At 39.4% G+C, this 23968-nt stretch carries 24 protein-coding genes; 1 reads left to right on the top strand and 23 read right to left on the bottom strand.

Annotation, left to right across the window (positions count from 1 at the left end; translation table 11 throughout):
* Nucleotides 1–36: 36 nt before the first annotated feature.
* The 5 genes from HT696_RS06090 to pbp2a form a co-directional block, all read right to left on the bottom strand.
* Nucleotides 37–516, bottom strand: coding sequence for a sigma-70 family RNA polymerase sigma factor (locus tag HT696_RS06090; RefSeq protein ID WP_173262303.1), 480 nt, complete (start codon nt 514–516; stop codon nt 37–39).
* 120 nt (nt 517–636) lie between these two features.
* Nucleotides 637–1173 (bottom strand): transcription termination/antitermination protein NusG, encoded by a 537-nt coding sequence (nusG, locus tag HT696_RS06085; protein WP_000376739.1) that lies wholly within the window; start codon nt 1171–1173, stop codon nt 637–639.
* A gap of 54 nt (nt 1174–1227) precedes the next feature.
* Nucleotides 1228–1404: a preprotein translocase subunit SecE gene (gene secE, locus HT696_RS06080; protein WP_001210991.1), complete on the bottom strand. Its 177-nt coding sequence runs from the start codon at nt 1402–1404 to the stop codon at nt 1228–1230.
* Between the two features lie 9 nt (nt 1405–1413).
* Nucleotides 1414–1566 (bottom strand): 50S ribosomal protein L33, encoded by a 153-nt coding sequence (gene rpmG, locus HT696_RS06075; RefSeq protein WP_014017356.1) that lies wholly within the window; start codon nt 1564–1566, stop codon nt 1414–1416.
* A 52-nt stretch (nt 1567–1618) separates the two neighbouring features.
* Nucleotides 1619–3814: a penicillin-binding protein PBP2A gene (gene pbp2a / locus HT696_RS06070; RefSeq protein WP_173220050.1), complete on the bottom strand. Its 2196-nt coding sequence runs from the start codon at nt 3812–3814 to the stop codon at nt 1619–1621.
* Nucleotides 3815–3900: 86 nt separating this feature from the next.
* On the opposite strand from pbp2a, the gene HT696_RS06065 reads away from it, so the two are divergent.
* Entirely contained in the window at nt 3901–4776 is an 876-nt protein-coding gene (locus HT696_RS06065; protein WP_240147149.1) for an RluA family pseudouridine synthase, read from the top strand.
* 68 nt (nt 4777–4844) lie between these two features.
* Here HT696_RS06065 and gap read toward each other — a convergent pair whose 3' ends face one another.
* The 18 genes from gap to HT696_RS05975 form a co-directional block, all read right to left on the bottom strand.
* Nucleotides 4845–5855, bottom strand: coding sequence for a type I glyceraldehyde-3-phosphate dehydrogenase (gene gap, locus HT696_RS06060; RefSeq protein ID WP_000260662.1), 1011 nt, complete (start codon nt 5853–5855; stop codon nt 4845–4847).
* Nucleotides 5856–6031: 176 nt separating this feature from the next.
* Nucleotides 6032–7333 (bottom strand): ABC transporter permease, encoded by a 1302-nt coding sequence (locus tag HT696_RS06055; protein ID WP_173282952.1) that lies wholly within the window; start codon nt 7331–7333, stop codon nt 6032–6034.
* Complete coding sequence (locus HT696_RS06050) at nt 7302–7985, bottom strand: ABC transporter ATP-binding protein (RefSeq protein WP_173283441.1); 684 nt, start codon at nt 7983–7985, stop codon at nt 7302–7304. Before HT696_RS06050 ends, HT696_RS06055 begins: the two co-directional genes overlap by 32 nt.
* Nucleotides 7986–8194: 209 nt before the next feature.
* The gene (locus tag HT696_RS06045; protein WP_173283440.1) at nt 8195–9115 is read right to left on the bottom strand and encodes an XRE family transcriptional regulator; all 921 of its coding nucleotides are present in this window, start codon (nt 9113–9115) and stop codon (nt 8195–8197) included.
* A gap of 123 nt (nt 9116–9238) precedes the next feature.
* Complete coding sequence (adhE, locus tag HT696_RS06040) at nt 9239–11890, bottom strand: bifunctional acetaldehyde-CoA/alcohol dehydrogenase (RefSeq protein WP_057488060.1); 2652 nt, start codon at nt 11888–11890, stop codon at nt 9239–9241.
* Between the two features lie 300 nt (nt 11891–12190).
* Nucleotides 12191–12601 carry an MORN repeat-containing protein gene (locus tag HT696_RS06035; RefSeq protein WP_173283439.1) on the bottom strand — a complete coding sequence of 137 codons (411 nt, stop codon included), beginning with the start codon at nt 12599–12601 and terminating at the stop codon, nt 12191–12193.
* Complete coding sequence (locus HT696_RS06030; protein WP_173283438.1) at nt 12588–13028, bottom strand: low molecular weight protein-tyrosine-phosphatase; 441 nt, start codon at nt 13026–13028, stop codon at nt 12588–12590. The genes HT696_RS06035 and HT696_RS06030 overlap by 14 nt, the downstream gene beginning before the upstream one ends.
* Nucleotides 13029–13074: 46 nt before the next feature.
* Nucleotides 13075–13374 (bottom strand): preprotein translocase subunit YajC, encoded by a 300-nt coding sequence (gene yajC / locus HT696_RS06025; protein ID WP_000445811.1) that lies wholly within the window; start codon nt 13372–13374, stop codon nt 13075–13077.
* Nucleotides 13375–13490: 116 nt separating this feature from the next.
* Nucleotides 13491–15467, bottom strand: a complete 1977-nt coding sequence (tkt, locus tag HT696_RS06020) for a transketolase (protein WP_173283437.1) — start codon at nt 15465–15467, stop codon at nt 13491–13493.
* A gap of 113 nt (nt 15468–15580) precedes the next feature.
* Nucleotides 15581–16672: an L-ascorbate 6-phosphate lactonase gene (gene ulaG / locus HT696_RS06015; protein ID WP_001134226.1), complete on the bottom strand. Its 1092-nt coding sequence runs from the start codon at nt 16670–16672 to the stop codon at nt 15581–15583.
* Between the two features lie 111 nt (nt 16673–16783).
* The gene (locus tag HT696_RS06010; protein WP_000242091.1) at nt 16784–18457 is read right to left on the bottom strand and encodes a transcription antiterminator; all 1674 of its coding nucleotides are present in this window, start codon (nt 18455–18457) and stop codon (nt 16784–16786) included.
* Between the two features lie 166 nt (nt 18458–18623).
* A complete protein-coding gene (locus tag HT696_RS06005) occupies nt 18624–19331 on the bottom strand; it encodes an L-ribulose-5-phosphate 4-epimerase (RefSeq protein ID WP_173283436.1) in 708 nt (235 codons plus the stop codon).
* Between the two features lies 1 nt (nt 19332).
* On the bottom strand, nt 19333–20196 hold the full coding sequence (locus tag HT696_RS06000) for an L-ribulose-5-phosphate 3-epimerase (protein ID WP_173283435.1): 864 nt from the start codon (nt 20194–20196) through the stop codon (nt 19333–19335).
* Between the two features lie 3 nt (nt 20197–20199).
* Nucleotides 20200–20865: a 3-keto-L-gulonate-6-phosphate decarboxylase UlaD gene (locus tag HT696_RS05995; RefSeq protein ID WP_023947938.1), complete on the bottom strand. Its 666-nt coding sequence runs from the start codon at nt 20863–20865 to the stop codon at nt 20200–20202.
* Nucleotides 20866–20881: 16 nt separating this feature from the next.
* On the bottom strand, nt 20882–21367 hold the full coding sequence (locus HT696_RS05990; RefSeq protein WP_033679597.1) for a PTS sugar transporter subunit IIA: 486 nt from the start codon (nt 21365–21367) through the stop codon (nt 20882–20884).
* Nucleotides 21368–21443: 76 nt separating this feature from the next.
* Complete coding sequence (locus HT696_RS05985; RefSeq protein ID WP_000241466.1) at nt 21444–21725, bottom strand: PTS sugar transporter subunit IIB; 282 nt, start codon at nt 21723–21725, stop codon at nt 21444–21446.
* A 22-nt stretch (nt 21726–21747) separates the two neighbouring features.
* Nucleotides 21748–23205, bottom strand: a complete 1458-nt coding sequence (locus HT696_RS05980; protein WP_000452074.1) for a PTS ascorbate transporter subunit IIC — start codon at nt 23203–23205, stop codon at nt 21748–21750.
* Between the two features lie 130 nt (nt 23206–23335).
* Nucleotides 23336–23959, bottom strand: a complete 624-nt coding sequence (locus tag HT696_RS05975; protein WP_173283434.1) for a ribonuclease P — start codon at nt 23957–23959, stop codon at nt 23336–23338.
* Between the last annotated feature and the right edge of the window lie 9 nt (nt 23960–23968).

The raw sequence follows: 23968 nt of genomic DNA, 5'->3' as shown, positions 1-23968 counted from the left end.
CTTTTTTAAACTTTTTTTACTTTTTTGCATGAATTCCTAATGAGCACGGATGTCAAACTCTTTAAACACAATACGTAAGTCTCTTAACACTCTTTGACGCCCTCGGAAACGTTCATTTCTTAAGACGCGTTCTAACTCTTCTCGTTTCTCTTTACTTTGTTTGTTTCTATAATCTCTTAGTGTTTCATGAAAGAGATAATAGTCATCTAGCCACAGACCTCCCTCACTTATACGATGACTGATCTCGCCTACTTCTTCATAAGGTTCTTTATTATATCTTCGTTTGTGGCTCTCTTGTTTACGGATATAGTCTAAAATTCGATTTCGAAACCTGGTTTTGAAATATTTCCTTAAACGAGGGATATCTTCTACAAGCCTTTCTTCTCTACTGATCAATTCATGTAAGCAAATCATTCCCTCTTGGTCCCAGTCCGATAACTCCCACAAATGAAGGTAATATTCATTTCTACACTTGTATACAATTCCTTGGACTTCTTCATACATTTTTTTAAGCATAATTTTCCCCTTTCTAGATACAGTCTAACAGATTCAGAAACACTTTTGGCACATTTCCTCCATTCTGCACCCTTTAACTCCTCAACTGCACAAAAAAGAGAGGACAAGCCTCTCTCAGGGTTATAATTCTGCAATTTGGTTTAGGTTTACTTCTGCAACTGTGTCATTACCAAACATAGAGATAATCATTTTTACTTTGTTATTATCAATTTCTGTAATCTTACCAGTGTAGTCTGCAAAAGCACCATCAATAATACGTACAGTTTGACCAACCTCAACATCGAAATCAAATTCTTGAACAGTTTGTCCCATAGATACCAAAATGTCACGAATTTCTTGTTCCAATAATGGAGTTGGTTTTGATCTGTTCCCGTGTGATCCGACAAATCCTGTAACATTTGGTGTGTTTCTAACAACAAACCAAGCTTCATCTGTCATGACCATTTCTACAAGAACATAACCTGGAAAGCGATTTTCCTCTACTTCTTTTCTCTTTCCATTTTTTTCAACTTGCACTGTTTGTGTTGGAATTTCAACGCGTAGAATATTATCCAACATATTGTAGGTTTGTGCACGTTGTAATAGATTTTCTTTTACCTTATTTTCATAACCAGAATAAGTTTGTAAGACAAACCATCCTTTATCAAAACTATCCATGATATTTCCTTTCATAAATAGAAGATTTCTAGTGTAATTAACTCCACTAACCTTCTAAAAAATGTTAATAAATCGAATCAAACCTGAAACAATCAACTGGTCAAAAATGTAAATAATTACTACAAAGAAAGCTGTGTATTCCATGATAGAACGAAAATCTCTCCAGCTTTCCTTGCGAGTTGGCCATGTTGTGTCTTTAAGAAGTCTAAAAATATCTCCAATAAAACGCATCGCTCTCTCCTATCTCGTTTCTCTGTGTGTAGTGTACTTACCACAATGCTTACAAAATTTATTTACTTCTAGTCGTGTAGGCTTGGGGGTTCCACTAATCTTGATTGAATAGTTTCTCGAACCACAAACCGCACAAGCTAGGCTTGCTTTTTTTAGTGCCATAACGCCTCCATCTTATCTATTATAACAAGAAAGCTAGGCTTTGACAAGCATCTTAGCGAAATAGATTGACTACCGAATCCCATATTGTTTGAGCCTTTTCCTTAATCTTCGCATCCGAGATAGCCCGACTAGCCTCATCTACTAGACTTTGCGCACGTCCTCGAATATCAGACAAATTATCATCTGTCTGGCTATTATCATTGGTTTGTACTTGTCTTTTTGTGTTAGCTGGTGCAATTCCGTTTTTCTTATATGCATTTTCAACTGTGAAGGTACTTCCTGGTGTATAAGGTAAAATGGTATTTGCAATATTCCTAAAGACATGGGCTGCACCGTTTGAAGTAGATCCTGCTAGATAGTGATTTTCATCAGTGATCGGAAAACCAAGCCAATGACTAATCACCACATCCGGAGTATAACCAATCACCCACTGGTCACTTGTGTATTCCGGATTAAAAACAGCTTCGGTTGTACCAGTTTTCCCTGCCATGACATAATCTGCAGGCGATGAACTAATACCGGTTCCGTTGGTGAATGTCCCCAACATCATACTAGTCATCTTGTCAGCTACAGACTTATCAAGCACCCGTTTTTGTGAATTTTTATGGCTAGCAATAACTTGTCCACTAGCATTTTCAATTCTACTAATAAAATGAGCTTCCGGCATTAAACCTTCATTGGCAAAAACAGCATATGCTTGAGCCATTTGAAGTGGGTTGGTTTCGACACCACTTCCCAAGGCAATACCAAGAACACGGTCGACCTTTTCCATGTTGAGTCCAAATTTTTCGCCCGCCTCAAAAGCCTTATCAAGGCCCAAATCATTAACAGTGGCAACAGCAGGTAGATTAAGCGATTCTGCCAAGGCTTGATACATGGGAACTTCTCGACTCGTTTTGATCCCTGCATAGTTATCAACCTTATAGCTGTCATACTGCATGGTATGGTTATCCAAGAGCTTATTCAAAGCCCAGCCTGCTTCAACTGCTGGCGTATAAACAACTAAAGGCTTAATTGTAGAACCAGGGCTACGTTTCGATTGGGTTGCATAGTTGAAATTCCGGAATCCCGTTTTATCATTGCCAGCAACTTGACCGACAACTCCACGAACTCCCCCTGTTTTCGGTTCGAGAGCGACACTTCCTGATTGAGCAAATGTTCCATCCTCTGCCCTCGGAAATAGCACTGTATTTTCATAGACAACCTGCATATTTGCTTGGTAGTTTTGATCCAGCTCTGTGTAAATGCGGTAGCCATTATTGACAATTTCTTCCTCTGTTAGATTATACTTGGAAACAGCTTCATTAACCACCGCATCAAAGTAAGAAGGATAGCGGTAATCTGAGATTTTCCCTTCATACTTATCGTGCAATTGAGAATTCATATCAACTTCTGCAGCTTCGGTTTCTTGGTTTTTATCAATATATCCTGCTGCAACCATATTTTGTAAGACAGTGTCGCGACGATTAGTCGAATCTTGTACGGAATTCAAAGGATTATACAATTCCGGTCCCTTCAGCATCCCTGCCAGAGTCGCAGCTTGATCCAGACTCACTTCTGATGCAGAAACTCCAAAGTATTTCTTACTCGCATCTTCTACACCCCACACACCATTTCCAAAATAGGCATTGTTAAGGTACATGGTTAGGATCTGATCCTTGCTATATTTTTTAGTCAATTCTAAAGCCAAGAAAAATTCTTTCGCTTTTCTCTCAACAGTTTGATCCTGCGACAGATAGGCATTTTTAGCCAGCTGTTGGGTAATAGTAGAGCCACCACCTGAACGACCAGCAGTGACAATAGCCAAGAAGAAACGACCATAGTTAATCCCGTCATTTTTATAGAAGGAACGGTCTTCTGTCGCAATAACGGCATTCTGCAAATTTTTACTGATAGCAGTCAATTCAACGTAGGTTCCCTTTTGACCAGACAAGGCACCAGCCTCCTTTTCTTCACGGTCAAAAATGATAGTCCGAGTTTTCAAGGCGTTTTGCAAATCATTGACATTGGTTGACTTGGCCACAGCAAACAAATAGGTTCCAACTAGCAAGCCTGCACTCAAACCTAGTATAAGGACAATCTTTGTTAGATGATAACGACGCCAAAATTTTCGAATTGGACCTACTTGGGCCAATTTTTTTCGATCACTACGAGAGCGACGTAGGCTAGTAGAATCAGAGTCCTCTAGTTCACTTGTTTCTTTTTTAAAAAGAGAAAGAAATTTCTCGAATAATTTATCTAATTTCATGCGTTTATTTTATCATCTTCATCATAGGAAGACAAGAATTTAGCTATTTCCTATCAAAATAGGGGTTTTTTTGTTACAATATCTGTATGAAATTCACATTTACATTACCAGACTCTCTACCTCAAATGACGGTAAAGCAATTACTTGAGGAACAACTCCTCATCCCTAGAAAAATCCGTCATTTTTTGAGAATCAAGAAACATATTTTGATAAACCAAGAAGAAGTTCACTGGAACGAGATGGTAAGCCCTGGGGATGTTTGCCAGTTGACTTTTGATGAGGAAGATTATCCCAAAAAGGAAATTCCTTGGGGCAACCCAAACCTCGTTCAAGAGGTTTATCAAGATCAACACTTGATTATTGTCAACAAACCAGAGGGGATGAAAACCCACGGTAATCAGCCGAACGAAATCGCCCTTCTTAACCATGTCAGTGCCTATGTTGGCCAAACCTGCTATGTCGTTCATCGTCTGGACATGGAAACCAGTGGTTTAGTTCTCTTTGCCAAAAATCCTTTTATCCTACCTATTCTCAATCGCTTATTGGAGAAAAAAGAGATTTCTAGGGAATATTGGGCACTCGTTGACGGAAATATCAACAGCAAAGAACTTGTTTTCAGAGACAAAATCGGACGTGATCGCCATGACCGCAGAAAGCGAATAGTTGATACAAAAAATGGGCAATATGCTGAAACACATGTAAGCAGATTAAAGCAATTCCAAAACAAGACTTCCTTGGTTCATTGCAAACTAAAGACAGGTCGAACCCATCAAATCCGTGTACACCTTTCGCATCATAACTTCCCTATTTTGGGCGACCCTCTCTATAACAGCAATTCAAAGATAAGTCGGCTTATGCTTCATGCCTTCCGACTTTCCTTTACCCATCCACTTACATTAGAAAAATTAAGCTTCACTGCCCTTTCAGATACTTTCGAAAGAGAAATAAAAAAGAATGGATGATTGTGTCATCCATTTTTCCATATAAGAAAAGCAAGACCAAGAGGCCTTGCTTTTTATCGACTCATGAATTATTTAGCAATTTTTGCGAAGTATTCAAGAGTACGAACAAGTTGTGCAGTGTATGACATTTCGTTGTCGTACCATGATACAACTTTAACCAATTGTTTACCGTCAACGTCAAGAACTTTAGTTTGAGTTGCATCAAACAATGAACCGTAAGACATACCTAGGATATCTGAAGATACGATTGGATCTTCAGTGTATCCGTATGATTCGTTTGAAGCTGCTTTCATAGCTGCGTTCACTTCATCAACAGTAACGTTCTTTTCAAGAACTGCTACCAACTCAGTTACAGAACCTGCTGGAACAGGAACACGTTGAGCAGCTCCGTCCAATTTACCGTTCAATTCTGGGATTACAAGACCGATAGCTTTCGCAGCACCAGTTGAGTTAGGAACGATGTTTACAGCACCAGCGCGAGCACGGCGAAGGTCACCACCACGGTGTGGTCCGTCAAGAATCATTTGGTCACCAGTGTAAGCGTGGATAGTAGTCATCAATCCTTCAACAACACCAAAGTTGTCTTGAAGAGCTTTAGCCATTGGAGCCAAGCAGTTTGTAGTACATGAAGCACCTGAGATAACTGTTTCAGTACCGTCAAGAACGTCGTGGTTAGTGTTGAATACAACTGTTTTAACGTCGTTTCCACCAGGAGCAGTGATAACAACTTTTTTAGCTCCACCAGCGTGCAAGTGTTTTTCAGCAGCTGCTTTCTTAGCAAAGAAACCAGTAGCTTCAAGAACAATTTCTACACCGTCGTTAGCCCAGTCGATTTGTTCTGGATCACGTTCAGCAGAAACTTTGATGAATTTACCGTTAACTTCAAATCCGCCTTCTTTAACTTCAACAGTACCGTCGAAACGACCTTGAGTTGTGTCGTATTTCAACAAGTGTGCAAGCATAACTGGATCTGTAAGGTCGTTGATACGAGTAACTTCAACACCTTCTACATTTTGGATACGACGGAAAGCAAGACGACCGATACGTCCGAAACCGTTAATACCAACTTTAACTACCATTAGTGATTTCCTCCTTATGAAAATCATGAAATTTTTATTGTGAAAAGAGTAACTTGAATCACTACAAATCACCTTTCAACAAACCTATTATATAACTATTTAAGTTTAATTGCAAGTACGGACATTGTTTTTCTATGTTAGTTTCTTTTTAAGGATATAAATCAAGAACTCCCTTACTATTCATATCGTAGCGATTCTACAGGATCCATTTTACTAATTTTACGTGCTGGGAAGTAGGCTGAGACATAACCAAGTAATAGAGCAAAAGCTAGAGTTCCTAAAACAGATAACAAATTTAATTCAAAAACCTTAGTGATGGATGGGTAAAAATGATTTACAACCGCATTCGCCAAACTTCCCACCCCTTGTGCTACCAAAAAGGCCAGTAGCAAGGCGATGCCTACAATCCAGATAGCCTCGTAAATAAAAATTCCTTTGACATCACGATTTTGATAACCAACTGCCTTCATGACACCTATTTCCTTAGAACGTTGCATGATATTGATGTAAATGATGATACCAATCATGACCGCTGCTACCACAATAGCTTGTGATGAAAGTACAATCAACAATCCCTGAATGACACGAATAAAAGTAATCACAATATCAAGAACCTTCTGTTGAGAAAGAACAGTATACTTCTTGTTTTTCTGCAATTCTTCTGTTATCGCTTTTGTTTGTGATGGATCTTTGAGTTCCAAGATAAAATAAGATACAGCTTTTGTAAAGCCAGCTTCTTTCAAAATCGTTTCCATTTGATGAGACGGCATGAAACTGTTGCTGTCCTCCATGTCATCTTCATCATTGATCACACGCACAATCTTCGTTTGAAATTGAGCAGTCTTGCTAGCTTCGGCAGCATTTTCTACAATACTTGCTGAGACTGATTTGCCAATAACATCATTAGCTGTCAGATTGTTTCCTGTCTGTTCATTCCAATTTTTTAGTAAACTGCTTGGAATTGTCAAACCCTGTTCATTTGTATCAGTATAGAGGGATCCAGCCAACACTTTGTCCGTCTCATTACTACTAACAGAGATACTTGTATCCTCATAGAGACTCACTACTTGAGCATAAGAAGGCATCGTTTGACTCAGATCCATTTCTTGCCCATCTATAGTAATATTTGACATGGTCATCCCAAAAGGACTCTCCAAATATTTAATAGCTTCTTTCCCAACTGTATCCGTGATATAGTTCTTATCATCTTGGTTCAAAAAACCTCGTCCAACATTTTTTGTGTTTAAAGCAATCTGAACTTGAGAAGGGATTTGACCTCCATTCGTATTTTCATCAATCATCGAAATCAAAGCATTTCCCAAGCCGAAAGAAATTAAGACTCCTACAAAACCGATTGAGGTTGCTAGCGCAATCAATAGGTTACGCCACTTTCTTTCCAGAAAGTTATTTAAAGAAAGTTTGAATTTATTTTTCAATGATAATCCTTTATTTTTTGACTTCTTCAACGACTTCACCATCCTTCATTTTGATAATCACGTCTGCATATTCAGCAACCTCTGGATTATGGGTTACGATCAATACTGTTTTCCCTGTTTGGGCTAAATTTTTAAATACTTCCAATACCATTTCTTGGGATTGAGAATCCAGCGAACCCGTTGGTTCATCTGCTACAATCATATCTGGCTGATTTACCAGTGCACGCGCGATTGCTACGCGTTGCTTTTGCCCGCCAGAAAGCTGTTTAACATTTTTAGCCATAAAAGGCTCCATGCCCAAGTTACTTAATTGCTCCTTTGCAATCATTGTCATCTCCCTGTCAGATAAATCTTTGACATAGAGAGGTAGCTTGACATTGTCTAAGACAGACTGATGAGGAATGAGGTTAAAGTTTTGAAACACAAATCCAATCTTGTTTTTACGAAATTGAGTTAGTTCAATCTCTGATAAGTCACGGAGGGATTCTCCTTTAAACTCTAAATCTCCTTCATATTGTCTGTCTAAACCGCTGATGATGTTTAGTAGACTGGTTTTGCCACAGCCCGACGGCCCGTAAATCGCTGTAATTTTACCTTTTGCAATCTGTAGGTTTATATTTCTTAGAGCCTGCTCTTGATGTTTACCGTCCAAAGTGTAAAACTTTGAAATGTTTTTAATGGATAAAATGGACATTCTTTCCCCCTTATTTAAAACTGTTATCGTCATACATCATAATTATAGAAAAGCCTTCAAGCGACATCAGCACTGATTGCCACTATGAACCTACTGCTTAGAATTTTTTCTCTATTGCCTCGTTTGCTCTGGATGTATAGCAAGTAAAATTTATTGTAACAAAAAAGCGACATTTCCCCAATGACAGAAATGTCACTCCTATAAATCATTTAATAATACCTTTCTAAGTCTTCGCTCCATTCCTTATCTAAACTAACGAGTAACTTCTCATTACCAAACATCCTCGCCATCATTTTTGCTTCTTCATACTTTTGTTTGGCTGTATCATAATCGGTATGAATATAATATTTCCACTCCACCATCAAGACAATCGGTTGCTTTTGGAAATCTCGTGTTTTTTGTCCTATTTTATTTAAGGTCTCGACTACCCTCTTAAAATAATGAAACAGCCCCATAATTTCTATACAAGCTAAAGAAGCTAACAAGGAATCTCTAAGTAAGTCCAAACAATCGAACTCTATCTTATCAACCTGAGAACTTAGTTTGTCATGAAAACAAAGAATGGTTTCATGCTCAGATTCTTTTATCTCACCCACATTTAAACCATCCATTAACTGACAGTTGAAATACAGTCTCAGTTTCAACAAGTCCTCGGCTTTATATACATCTCTGGATAGTAAATCTTGAAGACCGTCTTCAATCACACCACTTCCGTATAAGGAATTACTAGTCGCTCTCACTGCATCTATAGCTTGAAGACAATCCACTAGCACTTTCTCATCACGGGGCAGGTCATCATAAAAACACTCAAAAATCTCATCAAAATATTCTTCCTTTTGTTCCTGCAACTCCTCGTCTCCATAGTCAGGATGATGTAAAAGAAAGTACTTTAATTCTTGGTAACGCTTGGGTAATTCCTTATAATCTGGCATCAAGACGTAGGACGGAATTTCTAATCGTTCTGCAATATATTCTAGTGTTTTTATCGTCGGGCGAAATTCTCCTTTTTCAATCCGCACCAACTGACGCACTGATAATTCAGACTCATCCCCGCAAAAAACTGGACGACTAAGTCCTTTCTCCTCTCTTAAAAGTCGCACTTTATCCCCTAACTCATTTATCTTGTTCATTTGCCCCTCGCATGATTATTAAAGATTTGATTTTCAAATAAATATATGCGATGATTATACCATTTTTCAAATAGAATTACAAAAAAAGAGACAGGATTTCTCCTGCCTCTAGGCTGATAACAATTATTTACGGCGTCCTGGTCTTTCTTTGTAGCCATAGTAAGAATCTTCGATGATTTCTTGCATATGGTCAACCATTGGAAGACGTGGGTTAGCTGGCGAACATTGATCTTCATAAGCAAGGAAGGCCAATTCACGAGAATGTTCTTTCCATTCTTTTTCATCAATTCCTTGTGCTTTGAAGTTCATTTGGATACCTACGCGCTCACCAAGTTCGTAAACAGCTTTTGCATAAGATTCCACACCTTCTTCTGGAGTAGAAGCTGGAAGGCCAAGCATGCGTGCGATATCTTGGTATTTTTCATCTGCACGGTAGTAGTTATACTTAGGCCATGTTGCTGTCTTAGCTGGACGTGTACCGTTATAGCGGATGACGTATGGAAGCAAGATTGCATTTGTACGACCGTGGATTGTGTGGAATTGCGCACCAATCTTATGAGCCATTGAGTGAGAAATACCTAGAAAGGCATTGGCAAAGGCCATACCAGCGATTGTTGAAGCGTTATGCATTTTCTCACGTGAGTGGAAGTCTGCGTTCTTAACTGAGCTTTCAAGGTTTTCGAATACAAGTTTGATGGCTTGAAGCGCAAGACCGTCAGTGTAGTCGCTAGCCATTTGTGATACGTAAGCTTCAGTCGCGTGGGTCAATACGTCCATACCAGTATCAGCAGCAACAAATCCAGGAACTGTCAATACCAAAGCAGGGTCTACGATTGCCACAGTTGGTGTCAATGAGTAGTCGGCGATTGGGTATTTACGGTTATTTGCTTTATCAGAGATAACGGCAAATGGTGTTACTTCAGATCCTGTACCAGATGTAGTTGGAATCGCGATGAATTTAGTCTTCTTACCAAGCAATGGGAACTTGAAGGCACGTTTACGGATATCCATGAATTTTTGGACAAGGTCACGGAAGTCCACTTCTGGTTGTTCGTAGAAGAGCCACATTACTTTAGCAGCATCCATTGGAGATCCACCACCGAGAGCGATGATTGTATCTGGTTTGAAGGCACGCATAATCTCAGTACCACGGTTTACAGTTGTGATATCTGGATCTGGTTCCACATCAGCAAAGATTTGATAAACAACCTTATTGCGACGAAGATCAAGTTGTTCGATGATACGATCAAGGAAACCAAGTTCTACCATGGCATGGTCAGTAACGATCATGACACGTTCAACGTCACGACATTTTTGAAGGTATTGAATTGAATCACGTTCAAAGTATGTTTTTGAAGGAAGTTTCATCCATTGCATGTTATTTCTCCGTCTTCCGACTTTTTTGATATTCAAGAGGTTAATGGCACTAACGTTATCCCCAACTGAGTTGCGTCCGTAAGAACCACATCCGAGTGTCAATGATGGTAAGAAGGCATTGTAAACGTCCCCGATACCACCGAAAGTAGAAGGTGAGTTACAGATAACACGAATAGCTTTAACAGCTTTACCAAATTCTTTAGTCAATTCTTCGTCAGCCGTATGGATGGCTGCTGAGTGACCAAGACCGTTAAATTCAACCATTTGACGAGCTTTGGCAATACCATCTTCACGGCTTTCAGATTTCAAAACTGCGATAACTGGTGACAATTTTTCACGAGTCAATGGCTCATTTTCACCAACTTCTTTACATTCTGCAGCCAAAATGTTTGTTCCTTCTGGAACTGTAAATCCTGCTTGTTCTGCAATCCAAGTTGCTGGTTTACCAACGATGTCAGCGTTCAATTTTGCACCAGCACAGTTTTTACTATTTGCTTTCACGCCGAAGCAGAATTCTTCAAGAAGTGCTTTTTCTTTTTTGTTTACAAAGTAAGTGTGGTAAGATTTGAACTCTGCTACAAATTCGTCGTAAATTTCTTTATCAATGATAACCGCTTGTTCAGATGCACAGACCATACCGTTGTCAAATGATTTAGACATGACGATATCGTGTGCTGCTTGACGGATATTTGCTGATTTTTCAACATAAGCTGGAACGTTTCCGGCACCTACCCCAAGAGCTGGTTTACCACATGAGTAAGCCGCCTTAACCATGGCATTACCACCTGTTGCAAGGATTGTCGCAACACCTTCGTGGTTCATAAGGGCACTTGTTGCTTCCATAGATGGTTGAGTAATCCATTGCACACAGTTTTCAGGAGCACCAGCTGCGATAGCTGCATCGCGGACGATACGAGCTGCGTGAGCTGATGATTCTTGAGCTGATGGGTGGAAGGCAAAAACGATTGGATTACGTGTCTTCAATGAAATCAATGATTTGAAGATTGCTGTTGATGTTGGGTTTGTTGTAGGGGTAATACCACAAACAACACCAACTGGTTCAGCAATAAGAGTCAAACCTGTTACATCGTCTTCTTCGATAACGCCAACTGTCTTAGTATGGCGCATGTTGTTTACTACGTGTTCACAAGCAAACAAGTTCTTAGTTGCTTTATCTTCAAATACACCACGTCCTGTTTCTTCAAAGGCATGTAAAGCCAATTCTCCGTGGGCATCCAAAGCTGCTACTGATGCTTTGGCAACGATGTAGTCAACCTGCTCTTGATCCAACTTACGCATTTCTTCAAGAGCAACTAAAGCTTTTTGCACCAAGCCATCGACATGCTTTTCAGCAGCGAGTTTCTTTTCCTCTGGTGTCACAGTTTTTTTATCAGCCATATTTTCCTCCATAGCTTTCAAGGATTAAATCCTTTGTTAATTTTTTCACAAGTTTATTATAACGCATTATTTCAACTTTGTAAACAGTTTCATAAACATTTCACAAAGAATTTTTAGCACCTTGTGAAATGTTTGCTAGTTTCTTTTCTTAGCAAGCTTTTTCTTTAAAGTTTGTGAAATTTATTTCAAATATTTTTTTATTTCACAAACTTGCTTGGAAGAGGAGCTTGGAAAGAAAGGGATTTACAGGTAAGCGCTTACTTATTTGGTTTTAACAATACCTCCTTTGATAAGGAGGCTTTATTTTTGTTGAAAAACGCCTTGTTTAAAAGTCCCTTCATAAACGACTTCTTGTTCTGTTGTTAGTTTCCCTTTTCCTTCAGCTTGACCATTTACAAAATCCCCCTCGTAGGTCCAGCCTTCTTTAGATTGAAAGGTACCTTTTCCGTTGAAGGCTCCATTGTTGAAGCCACCTGTATATTGGTCTCCATTTTGAAAGGTGATAGTACCTTGTCCATTCATTTTACCACGGACAAGACTGCCGTCATAAACAATCGTTTCATTATCGAGTTTTAAGACACCTTTCCCGGGAATATTGAGAAAAAAGACTAGTACCGCACAAAAAACAATCGTTACTGCAGCTAAAATCTCTAAATGAGAACGACTCAGATAGACATGATATTTCCCATAGAAATTCTTAAAATTCTCCATACTCACTCTCCTCTAAACGTTCTAACCACACTTGACAGCCCTCTTGAACACGCCGATAAGTCTCTTCAAAATCTCCTGTATACCAAGGATCTGGAACACTTTCAGATGCAAATGAGTAAATCTTATCTTGACAGTCTACTGGACACATCTGACGTAAGTCAGAAACATTTGAAGCATCCATTCCGATAATATAATCAAAGTCTTCAAAATCTTTCTTACTAATCTGAAGTGATGTTTTGTTCTTGTCATACAGAATCTGATACTGTTGAAAAATCCCTTGAGTGCCCTTATGAATCGGATTACCATGTTCCCAAGAGGAAGTCGCTCGACTTTGGATTTCGTAGTTATCTGTCATTGATTTCATAACAAACTCAGCCATAGGGCTACGGCAGATATTTCCCAGACAGACAAAGACTAATTTTTTCATCCCATTTCCTTTCTTCTATAGAAAAACGGGAGTTAGTAATCCCGTCTTATTTTTCAATTGCGCCTTCGAGTGAAGCTGTTTCTTTCAGCGGTAATACTGTCTTGATAGCAGCTAGCTCAAAAGTCAAGTAAACTCCATCTACATCAAGAACAATCGTTCTCTTCTCCGTATCTACTTCATCGACTGTTCCGTAAAGTCCACCGATTGTAATAACTTCATAGCCTTTTTGCAGTTTGTTTAAACTTTCCATACGTTTTTGCGCTTGTTTCTTTTGAGAACGTTGCGTAAAGAACATCAAGCCAACCATAGCCACAAGAATGATTAAAAATGTATATTGTGATTCCATTATATTCTCCTTTGTCTTTTACATAGGACTACTATATCAAATTTCAGCTACTTTTACAAGATTGTACCTTGCTTTTCTAGTAAGAAAAACCAGAGCTTACGCTCTGATTCTTAGGATTATTTCAAGTCTTGAACGACTTTTACAAGATTTTCTACAGTAAAGCCATATTCTGCCAATACTTTTGGTGCTGGGGCAGAGGCTCCGAAGGTATCAATACCTAGAACGGCACCATCAAGACCAACGTATTTGTACCAGTTTTGAGTTGCACCCATTTCGACTGCAACACGACGGCGAACTGCATTTGGAAGGATTTCTTCCTTGTAAGCTGCATCTTGTTTATCAAAGACATCTGTAGATGGCATGCTGACTACGCGAACTTTTTCGCCTTGACTAGCCAATTCTTTGGCAGCTGAGACAGCAAGATTGACCTCTGAACCTGTTGCAATCAAGATGGTATCAAAGTCTGCTGCATTTTCATAGACAACATAGGCACCTTTTGCAACCTTGTCAAAGTCTGTTCCCTCTTCGACAGTCAAATTTTGGCGTGTCAAGACAAGGGCAGTTGGTGTTTTCTCACTTGTCACTGCAAGGTACCAAGCTGCTTGCGTTTCACGCGCATCTGCTGGACGGAAAACATTTAGATTTGGCATGGCACGAAGACCTGCTAAGTGCTCAACGGGTTCGTGCGTTGGGCCATCTTCCCCTACCGCAATAGAATCGTGAGTAAAGACATAAGTCACAGGAAGACCTTGCAAGGCTGACAAACGGACAGCTGCTTTCACATAGTCAGAGAAGACAAAGAAAGTACCACCGTAGACACGAAGTCCACCGTGAAGGGCCATCCCGTTCAAGATTGTTCCCATTGCAAATTCACGAACACCAAACTGAATATTACGGTTCAAGCGATTAGCGTCGTCTTGAAGTCCATCCGTTTTGATGTAAGTCATGTTTGAGTGAGCAAGGTCAGCTGATCCACCTAGGAATGTTGGTAACTTAGCAGCTACAACGTTCAAGGCATCTTGGCTTGAATTACGAGTTGCTTGAGAGAAGCCATTTTCTAAGGCTGGGAAGTCTGCCGGAGTCACTTCAACTGGATCACGTCCGTCAATGATAGCTTCTACTTCTGCAGCCAATTCTGGATGCGCTTCTTTATAGTCAGCAACTAATTTTGTCCAAGCTTGATAAGCTGATGCGCCACGGTCTGCAACATTTTCTTTGAAATCAGCATATACTTGCTCTGGAATATCAAATGGTTCATAGTCCCAACCGAGGGCTTGACGAGTTGCTGCAGTTTCATCTGCTCCAAGAGGAGCACCGTGTACGGCATTAGTTCCTTGTTTGTTTGGAGAACCGTATCCAATCACAGTCTTCACTTCAATCAAAGATGGTTTGCCTGAAGCTTTAGCTGTTTCGATAGCAGCATGGATTGCTTCCAAGTCTGTTCCATCTTCAACCAAGGCAGTGTGCCAACCATAGGCATTGTAACGGTCACGAACGCTTTCAGTGAAGGAATCCTTTGTCTCACCATCCAAGTTGATGTCATTTGAATCATAAAGAACAACCAACTTGTCTAGTTTTTGCAAGCCTGCGTATGAAGCCGCCTCACTTGAGACACCTTCCATCAAGTCTCCGTCTCCACAAATAACATAAGTATAGTGGTCAAAGATATTGTAGCTTTCGCGGTTATATTTGGCTGCCAAGAAACGTTCTGCCTGGGCAAAACCAGTGGCAGTTGAAATCCCTTGACCTAAAGGACCTGTCGTAGCATCAATCCCTGCTGTATGCCCAAATTCTGGGTGACCTGGTGTTTTAGAACCCCATTGGCGGAAGCTCTTAATCTCATCCATGCTGACATCTTCAAAACCAGAAAGGTGAAGAAGAGCATAAAGAAGCATTGAACCATGGCCAGCTGAAAGAATAAAGCGGTCGCGGTTAATCCAGTTTGGTTGAGCTGGATTGATACGAAGTTGTTTTGTAAAGAGGCTGTATGCCATCGGAGCTGCTCCCATAACCACACCTGGGTGACCTGAGTTGGCTTTGTTGATAGCGTCAATACCTAGGAAACGAATTGCATTAACAGATAGATTTGACATAGAATTTCCTTTCTATTTGAGGTGATTATTGAATCACACATTCTATTTTACTATTATATGAAAATTATCCGTATCATGCAACATACGGATAACCTCCAAAGAATATTTTTATATTATAGCAAAGCTTTAAATTGAATGTTAGAGTCTTGTTCAAAACAATCATCAAAACCACGTGGATGATGGTATTCTACTAAGTGTTGATCTTGAGGATAAGTGTACTTACCGCCAACTTCCCAGATAAATGGATGGAAATCGTATTGCAAGCGATCTTTTCTCATTTTCCAAAGTTCTAGAATCTCATTAGTAGAAGCCATGAAGTTAGACCAGATATCATAGTGAACTGGGATAATGACTTTGGTACGCAGATTTTCTGCCATACGAAGAAGGTCGATAGATGTCATTTTATCTTGGATACCTACCGGATTTTCACCATAGTTATTCAAAGCAACATCAATTTTAAAGTCTTTACCATGTTTTGCAAAATAGTTTGAGAAGTGAGAATCTGCACCATGATAGATGGTTCCACCTGGTGTTTCAAAGATATAGTTAACAGCCTTTTGAGCCATTTCTTCATCTGTAACAGCTAAGCCAGCAAGTTCACCGCCTGTCTCATCAGCACCGTTCACTGGGAGAGTTACCAAGCAAGTACGGTCAAATGATTCTACTGCATGAATCTTCATATCTTTTAATTCGATAGTGTCACCTGGTTTAACAACGATGATACGTTCTTTTGGAACACCCCATCCTTCCCAGATTCGTCCACAGTGGTAAGGACCGATAAACTTAACATGCTCTAACTTCGGATTGTTGAGAATTGCTGCAGCTGTGTATGGGTCGATATGATCACTATGGAAGTGTGAAACTAAGTAATAATCTAGTTCGTTGATAGCAAATGGATCGATAACCATTGGCTGAACACGCAAGTTTGGTTGCAACTTACGAACACCTGCCATATTTGCCATTTGGTGCCCACGAACCATATCTTTCACTTTTTTGGTTGATTTTCCACGGTTTGACCAAAGGTCCATGACAACGTTAGCACCACCTGGTGTCTTAATCCAAGTACCACAGTTGCCTAGCCACCACATGGCAAAATTGCCTTCAGGTACGACTTCTTCTTCGATTTCTTCGTTCAACCAGGTTCCCCACTCTGGGAAAGTAGCTAAAATCCATGACTCTCTTGTAATTTCTTTGACATTTGGCATATGTTGCCTCCTTTGGATATAATTGTTATCTTTGAGATTAGTATACCACCCTTCAAAACACTAAAAAAGACCAAGAAAAACACAGGTTTGTGTTCATCATTGGACTGTCCTTCAAATATCTTCCAAAAAAGCTTGAACTACTATTTCTTGATTTATAAGTGTTTGAACCTCTTCTTGGAACTTACTAGCCAACTTGCTGTCTACAATATAAGACGAAATAAGACTAGAAAGATTTTCACTGAAACTTTTGCTCTCATTACGAAATATATTGTGTTTAAGATAGTCTAGCATTTTCAAAATATCTTCTGCTTCAAGGATAGGATTAACCCTTAAAATCGGAAATCTGCTATCCAAATCATCATTAGTAGTAATCACTACATCAACTTGTGCAATATCCTCCACACTCTTAAATTGTTCTGTTGTAAATACAGTGCCAATTTGCTCATTTGGAAAATAAAGTTTGCATTGTTTCAGCAAAAGTCTCGAAACCGCAACACCTTCATCACAAACGAGATAAACTTTTTTCATATTTTTTTGAGACGATGGTGTATACTTTAAAAATCCTCCAATATGAATCGTCAAATAGGCAATATCATCGTCTGTTAGCCGAATAAACCATGCTCCTTCTAAAATTTCCGCAGATTTTCTAGTGACTAAAAATAATTCTCCATACTTGGATCGAATTTGTTTTGTTAGAGGATTTTTAGAAAAAATACCGTACGTCTTTCTAAATAACAAGGCTTTACAGTGGATCATCAAATTTCGTAACAAATCATCCTTGTTCTCAATCTCCATTCGGATTTGTGATTCAAAATACCAGATAAATTCTTCTAAAGCAAGTTTTAATTGCCGAAAATCATCACTTTCTGCATGAATATCCAAATCTTTACGATAGGAGAGGAGAAGAACAGCTACAAGAGAAACTTCAAGTTCTGACAAAGAAATTTCAAACTTTTGAAACAACCGCTCTCCTAATTTCTTAGACACCTGATACTCTATTCTTTTTCTTATCAAAGAAAATTCTTTCTCTATATCCTGATGTCTTTCTTGATACTGTTCAACATTATGACAGCTTAACAGCAAATAAGGTAGAACCTGCAACATAAAAGTTACTTCATGATGATTTATTTTCTTCCCTAAATCTTGTTCAACTAAAGGAACCTGTTCCTTAAAAAATTGGTTCATTTCAACAGAAAGCAAACACTCACCATCTAACCTCTCTTTCATCTTATCTTCTAAAATAGATACAAAAGTGGCATTTTCTTCCATAAAAATATGATATAGAAGCGATTGAAGATACTGAATTTTATTAAGGGGGTGGGCATGAAGATGGTATCCCTGTGACTTGCTCACTTGCAAGGTCACCTGATATTGTTCCAAAGTTAGTTGATAACGAATACTATTCAAATCATTGAGAACAGTATTCCTAGACACCTCTGTTAACTCCATCAATTTTTCAATCGTAATACGTTCTTTAGAAATACCTATCCATAGTAACATTATCATCATACGTTCATGCGCACTCATGATATAATCGTACGAATCTACTTCCGATAATAGTTCACAACAAGCATCTCTCTGCTCTTCCGTTAAGTGAATACCAATTCGTGGAATACTAATGATATGAAGCGCCTCGTCACCCAAAGCAGCATTGATTTTGTCAATGTGATAATAAATTTTCCTTCTTGACTCTTTCAAATCTTTTGAAATCGCCATAATCGTTTTGGACGTTTCTTGATCCATCAAATATTGAAGTAAATCACAACTTGCCTTATCCAGTACCATATTTCATACTCCTCTATCAATCAACTGCCTTGAAAACAACTTTATAATAGTATCACATTCACTAACGCATTTCAATTATCAACAGTAGTCTCTTAATAACGAATACTTACAATTACAAAAGCGAGGCTTGGATCGAAAGGTCCTAGCCTCTTTTCAATTCAATTTCTTATTTCTTTTGACCGTAATAAGCATTTGGTCCATGCTTACGTTGGTAGTGTTTTTCTAGAATGTACTGAGGAGCAGGTTCAACTCTTGGATTGATTTGTTCTGTAAAGCGATTCATCTTTGATACTTCCTCTAGTACGACAGAGTGATAAACAGCATTCTCTGGATTTTTTCCCCAGGTGAATGGACCGTGATTGCGTACAACAATTCCTGGTACTTCAATCGGGTTAAGTCCGCGACGTTCAAACTCTTCTACGATAACCAGGCCAGTATCTTTCTCATAGGCCACTTCTACTTCGTCCTTGGTCAAACTACGGGCGCAAGGGATTGAACCGTAGAAATAATCTGCATGGGTTGTTCCGTAGAAAGGAATATCACGACCTGCCTGAGCCCAACCAACAGCTTCTGTCGAATGAGTGTGGACCACACTACCAATTTCTGACCAAGCCTTATATAACTGAACATGAGTTGGAAGATCAGAAGATGGCCTTAAATACCCTTCTAGAACCTTACCATCTAGATCAGTAACTACCATGTTTTCAGGTGTCAATTCCTCATAATCTACACCTGATGGTTTGATAACAATGACACCGAGTTCGCGATTGACTTCCGATACATTGCCCCAAGTAAATTTAACAAGTCCATGCTTTGGCAATGATTGATTAGCATCACAGACTCGTTTACGCATATCATTGATTACTTGATTCATCTTACATCAAACCTGCTTTCTTAATTAGTGGATAGAGGAAAGCTTGCGCCTCTTGAATGGCTGCGCGTGTTTCTTCTACAGTTTCACAATTTTCAGACCACATTTCGATTAGGAAAGGACCTTTATAATTGGTTTGCTTTAAAATATCGAAAGCTTCTTCCCATTTGACACAACCTTGCCCGAAAGGTACATCTCGGAACTGGCCCTTTGAACTTTCTGTCACTGCATAAGTATCCTTGAGATGGAGAGCTGCGATGGCATGATGCCCAAGATAAAATTCACTGTAGACATCATTATGCCATGCAGATACATTACCAATATCTGGGTATACAAAGAGGTAGGGAGAGTCAATCTCTTTTTCTACAGCCAAGTATTTTTCGATGCTATTGATGAAAGGATCATCCATAATTTCAATAGCAAGTACCACCTGAGCCTCTTCAGCCCAGTCACAAGCTTTTCTCAAATTTTTGATAAAACGTTGGCGTGTCTGGGGTGACTTTTCCTCATAATAAACGTCGTAACCAGCTAATTGAATAGTACGAACTCCCAAGTCTTGGGCTAATTCAATACATTTTTTCATGAGTTCTAGAGATTTTTCCTCTAGAACTGGATCATTTGATCCCAATGGGTAGCGACGATGGCCTGAAAAACAGATAGAAGGAATACGAACACCAGTTTTATAGATTGCTTTGACAACTTCCAAACGCTCGTCCTTGCTCCAGTCCAGTCTTGCTAAACGCTCGTCACGTTCATCAATAGACATCTCGACAAAATCAAAGCCTAACTCCTTGGCAAAATTTAAACGTTCTAGCCAAGTAAAGTGTGTCGGGGTTGCCTTTTCATAAATTCCAATTGGACGTGCCATGGTTTACCCCCAAATTCGTCTGATTTCATCCTTGAAGGCACGCGCTGCTCCTGCTGGATCTGCAGCCTCTGTAATTCCACGACCTGCGATAAAGGTAAAGACATCAACGCCTTCAAATAGTTTGAGAGTATCTACATCTAGACCACCTGTTACAGACACACGGAAGCCCATGTCGATAAGTTTTTTAACCTTATTAAGGTCTTTTTCACCCCAAGTCTCACCAGCAAGAAGTGCATCACGAGATTGGTGATAAATAGCTTGTGAGATACCAGCATCTAGCCAAAGCTGAGCTTGTTCAAAAGTCCAATCGCCATAAAGTTCAATCTGGATTTCGCCTCGGTCTCCACGTTCAGCCATGATAGCCTTTAGAGCCGCTTCCATAGTAGGGATAGTTGCACAACAGATACAAGTCATCCAATCGGCACCACGAACGGCATTATTTTTGGCAACTGTTCCACCAGCATCGGCACATTTTGTGTCTGCCACAATAATCTTATCTGGAAAAAGGCTTCGCAAGACTTCAACCAGTTCACTTCCAACTTGTAATAAGCAAACAGTTCCAGCTTCGATAATATCTACTTCCTGACCAACAGAAACAGCTGCTTTAATCGCTCCTTGCAAGTCTGAATGATCTAATGCAACTTGTAAATTAGGTATTCTTTTTGTCATCTCTTTATTCCTCTTTCTAACTTTCCAAATCCAATCCCTCGAGATAAGGGCTATCCTTAGATTCTTCAATCATCGTCAAGACATCTTCCTTAGTCTGGCAAACCTGTAAACGTGCGATAGAATCTTCTAATTCAAACAAGGCAATAATCTGTGGAATGGCTACACTTGTGTGAATTTTTGAGCTTGTTGCTGCTAGTGCCAACAAAACTGAAACTTCTTTCCCATCTGAAAATACAACAGGATTTTGTAAGGTGATCAATGAAAAGGCATCTCTTTGCACTCCAGCTTCAGGTCTAGCATGGGGCATAGCCATACCTGGCATTAAGATATAGTATGGGCCATACTCTTCAGTCGATTCAATGATAGCATCGTAATACTCTGGCAAAATTGCTCCACTTTCAATCAAGGGATCTACTGCTACCTTGACTGCTTCTTTCCAGTCTTTAGCTTCTAAACCTAGTCGGATCGAGTCATTGTCAATTAAAGCTTGTTTTAAATTCATATCTGCCTCCTTTATTTAAAGAGGGAGAAGGACAGAAACGATGACTCTCAGTTTCTATCCAGCCCCCTCCAACCTTTTACTGTAGTGCTTGACTGAGTTTTTCAGTGATTTCTTTATCATCCATCAAGTTGTCAAGCCCAATTAACTTCCCATTAGTTCGCCCTTCCAATTCTTGGATCAAATGAAGAGAAGCGATTACGATGTCATATCCTGCTGCTAAACCTTTAGCTTCACCGACACTGCATGAATTGACTGTAAAATCTGTTTGATTAAGCTTACGGAGAGCATTTTCAACCTTCATCTTGATAACCATTGATGAACCCATTCCATTTCCGCACGCTGCTAATACTTTAACCATTTTATTTCTCCTTTTCTAGATACTAAGCTTCTTCTTGAACTGCACCGTTGTAATATTTCTCTTTATCTTTTGCTTTGGCAAATTGAAGTTGAGGAATAACAAGCAAGAAGAGACACACAAGTACATAACCAACAATACCAAGGTATTTGAAGATATATCCAAATCCAAGCCATGGGAATTCAAAGTCGATATTTCCATGGTAACCACCATAAGATGCTAAATCAAGAAGAGCTACACAGAGAGCTCCTAAAGCAACTTGGAGAACACCTGAGATGAAGGATAGGATAACAGCCGCTTTCCATCCACCGCGTTTATCAGCGTAGACCGCAATGGCTGCATTGTCAAAGAACACTGGTACAAATCCTGTAATAATAAGAATCGGATTTTTAAAGACGATGAGCAAGACAATTGTGATCAATTGACCAATCAAACCAAAGGCAAATCCTGACAAGACAGCGTTTGGAGAACCAAATCCATAAGAAGCTGCAACGTCAACCGCTGGGAATGAGCCTGGCAACAATTTGTTTGAAATACCTTGGAAGGCGTTTGTCAACTCAGATACGAACATGCGGACACCTTGCATCAAAACGAACAAGTAAACTGAGAAGGTAAAGGCTGTTTGAATAATGTACATAAAGAAATCTTGTTTAGCAGGATTGAATAGAGTTCCTGAAGTGATGACTTCTTTATTAGACATAATGTCTGGACCCAAGATTAAAAGAATGGCTCCGAAGAATACGAGCATCAAGGTAGCAGATGCAACAACTGTATCGTGGAAGATTGAGAGGAACTTAGGTAATTTAAGATTGTCTAAACTTTCTTCTTTCTTACCAAAGCGTCCTGCTACTTTATCTACAAACCAGATTGCAAATTGCTGTTGGTGACCAATCGCAAATCCGCCACCACCAGTCAAGCGTTGAGTTGCCTCAACAGTCATATTTGAACTAACTGCCCAGTAAAGTCCACAGATGATACCAATCGCTGCTGTACCGTAAGCATTGCGCAATTGTGGTACTAAGAATAGAACCATAAGAGATACTGTTGCAGCTTGTTGTACCATGATGTGACCAGTAATAAAGAGGGTTCTTACCTTCGTGATCTTGCGAAGAGCTACGAGCAAGATATTTATTCCGAAACCAATCAATAGAGCTGTAGTTGCAGTTCCAACAAAATCTGGAAACTCTGCTGCAATTTTGTTGTTTGCTGCAGCAAGTCCAAAGTAAGGGTCGATAACCGCTGCACCAATTTGGAATTTGTAGTTAAGGGCTGCTAAGATCGGACGGAAGGTTGTAACCAAACCACCTGCACCCACATTGAGCAACATATACCCTACTGTTGCTTTAACAAACCCTGAGAAAACGTCGTGGGCAGGTTTTTTCAAAAGTGCGTATCCTATCAACACCAATAAACCTACGAAAAATGCGGGATTCTGCAAAATATTGCTAGAAAACCAATTTAGAACACTTGAAATGACTTCCATAATTGTTCTCCTTTTGAATTGTTTTTGTAGGTTTATTATATAATTTGAAAGCGTAAACAAAAAGACCAAGAATTACACAGCGGACTGTTCACTCTTGGACTGTATGATTTATGATATTTTAATGATTAGCTTAGTTTCTCGTAGCTAGATAAAATGGAAGAATTTTATCATAAGATTTCAGTAGGGCTTCTACGATTTCTTCTTCAGATGAATTCTCTGTTATAGGGACATCTATTTTAACTAACACTTTTCGGACTTCCTGATTGGATAGTTTATTTCTTAAAATTTGACGATTTTCTTCGTTCGCCTCCCACCGTTGACTTTGACCATCAGAGTAGGCTAGATAATAAATTCCTTCTACAACTGGAACTTCTAATACCTTGGTTTGTTTCTCCAAAGTTTGCTCATCTTTCTTGCGCTCAATGAAACTGACCTCTAAGGAAATACCAAAATCAGTAGATGTCCCGTACAAACGAAGAGCCAACATAGGTTCTGTTACTTGTCCGTCTCTCTGTAGATAGACCCAGAAATGTGGTCGCAAACGCTGCGCTTGGTTCATCCACTGACTAGTCTGTTGGAGTTGCCATTCTGGATGACTGGTTTGAAATACTTTAGCCAGTTCTGTAAAAGCCTTTCGTGCTTCTTGACCTTTATGACGGAATTCCAGCATTTTCTCTCGTTCTTCCCCAGCTTTATCTGGATTACGGTACTGGATCCCTGCAAAGTCTAGATAGTCTCTTATCTTATTCAACATCAGTTTCAT

The organism is Streptococcus sp. 9903, assembly GCF_013276625.1.
GTDB lineage: Bacteria > Bacillota > Bacilli > Lactobacillales > Streptococcaceae > Streptococcus.
Note: the sequence above shows the minus strand (reverse complement) of the source record. Positions and strands in the feature narration are given on the sequence as shown.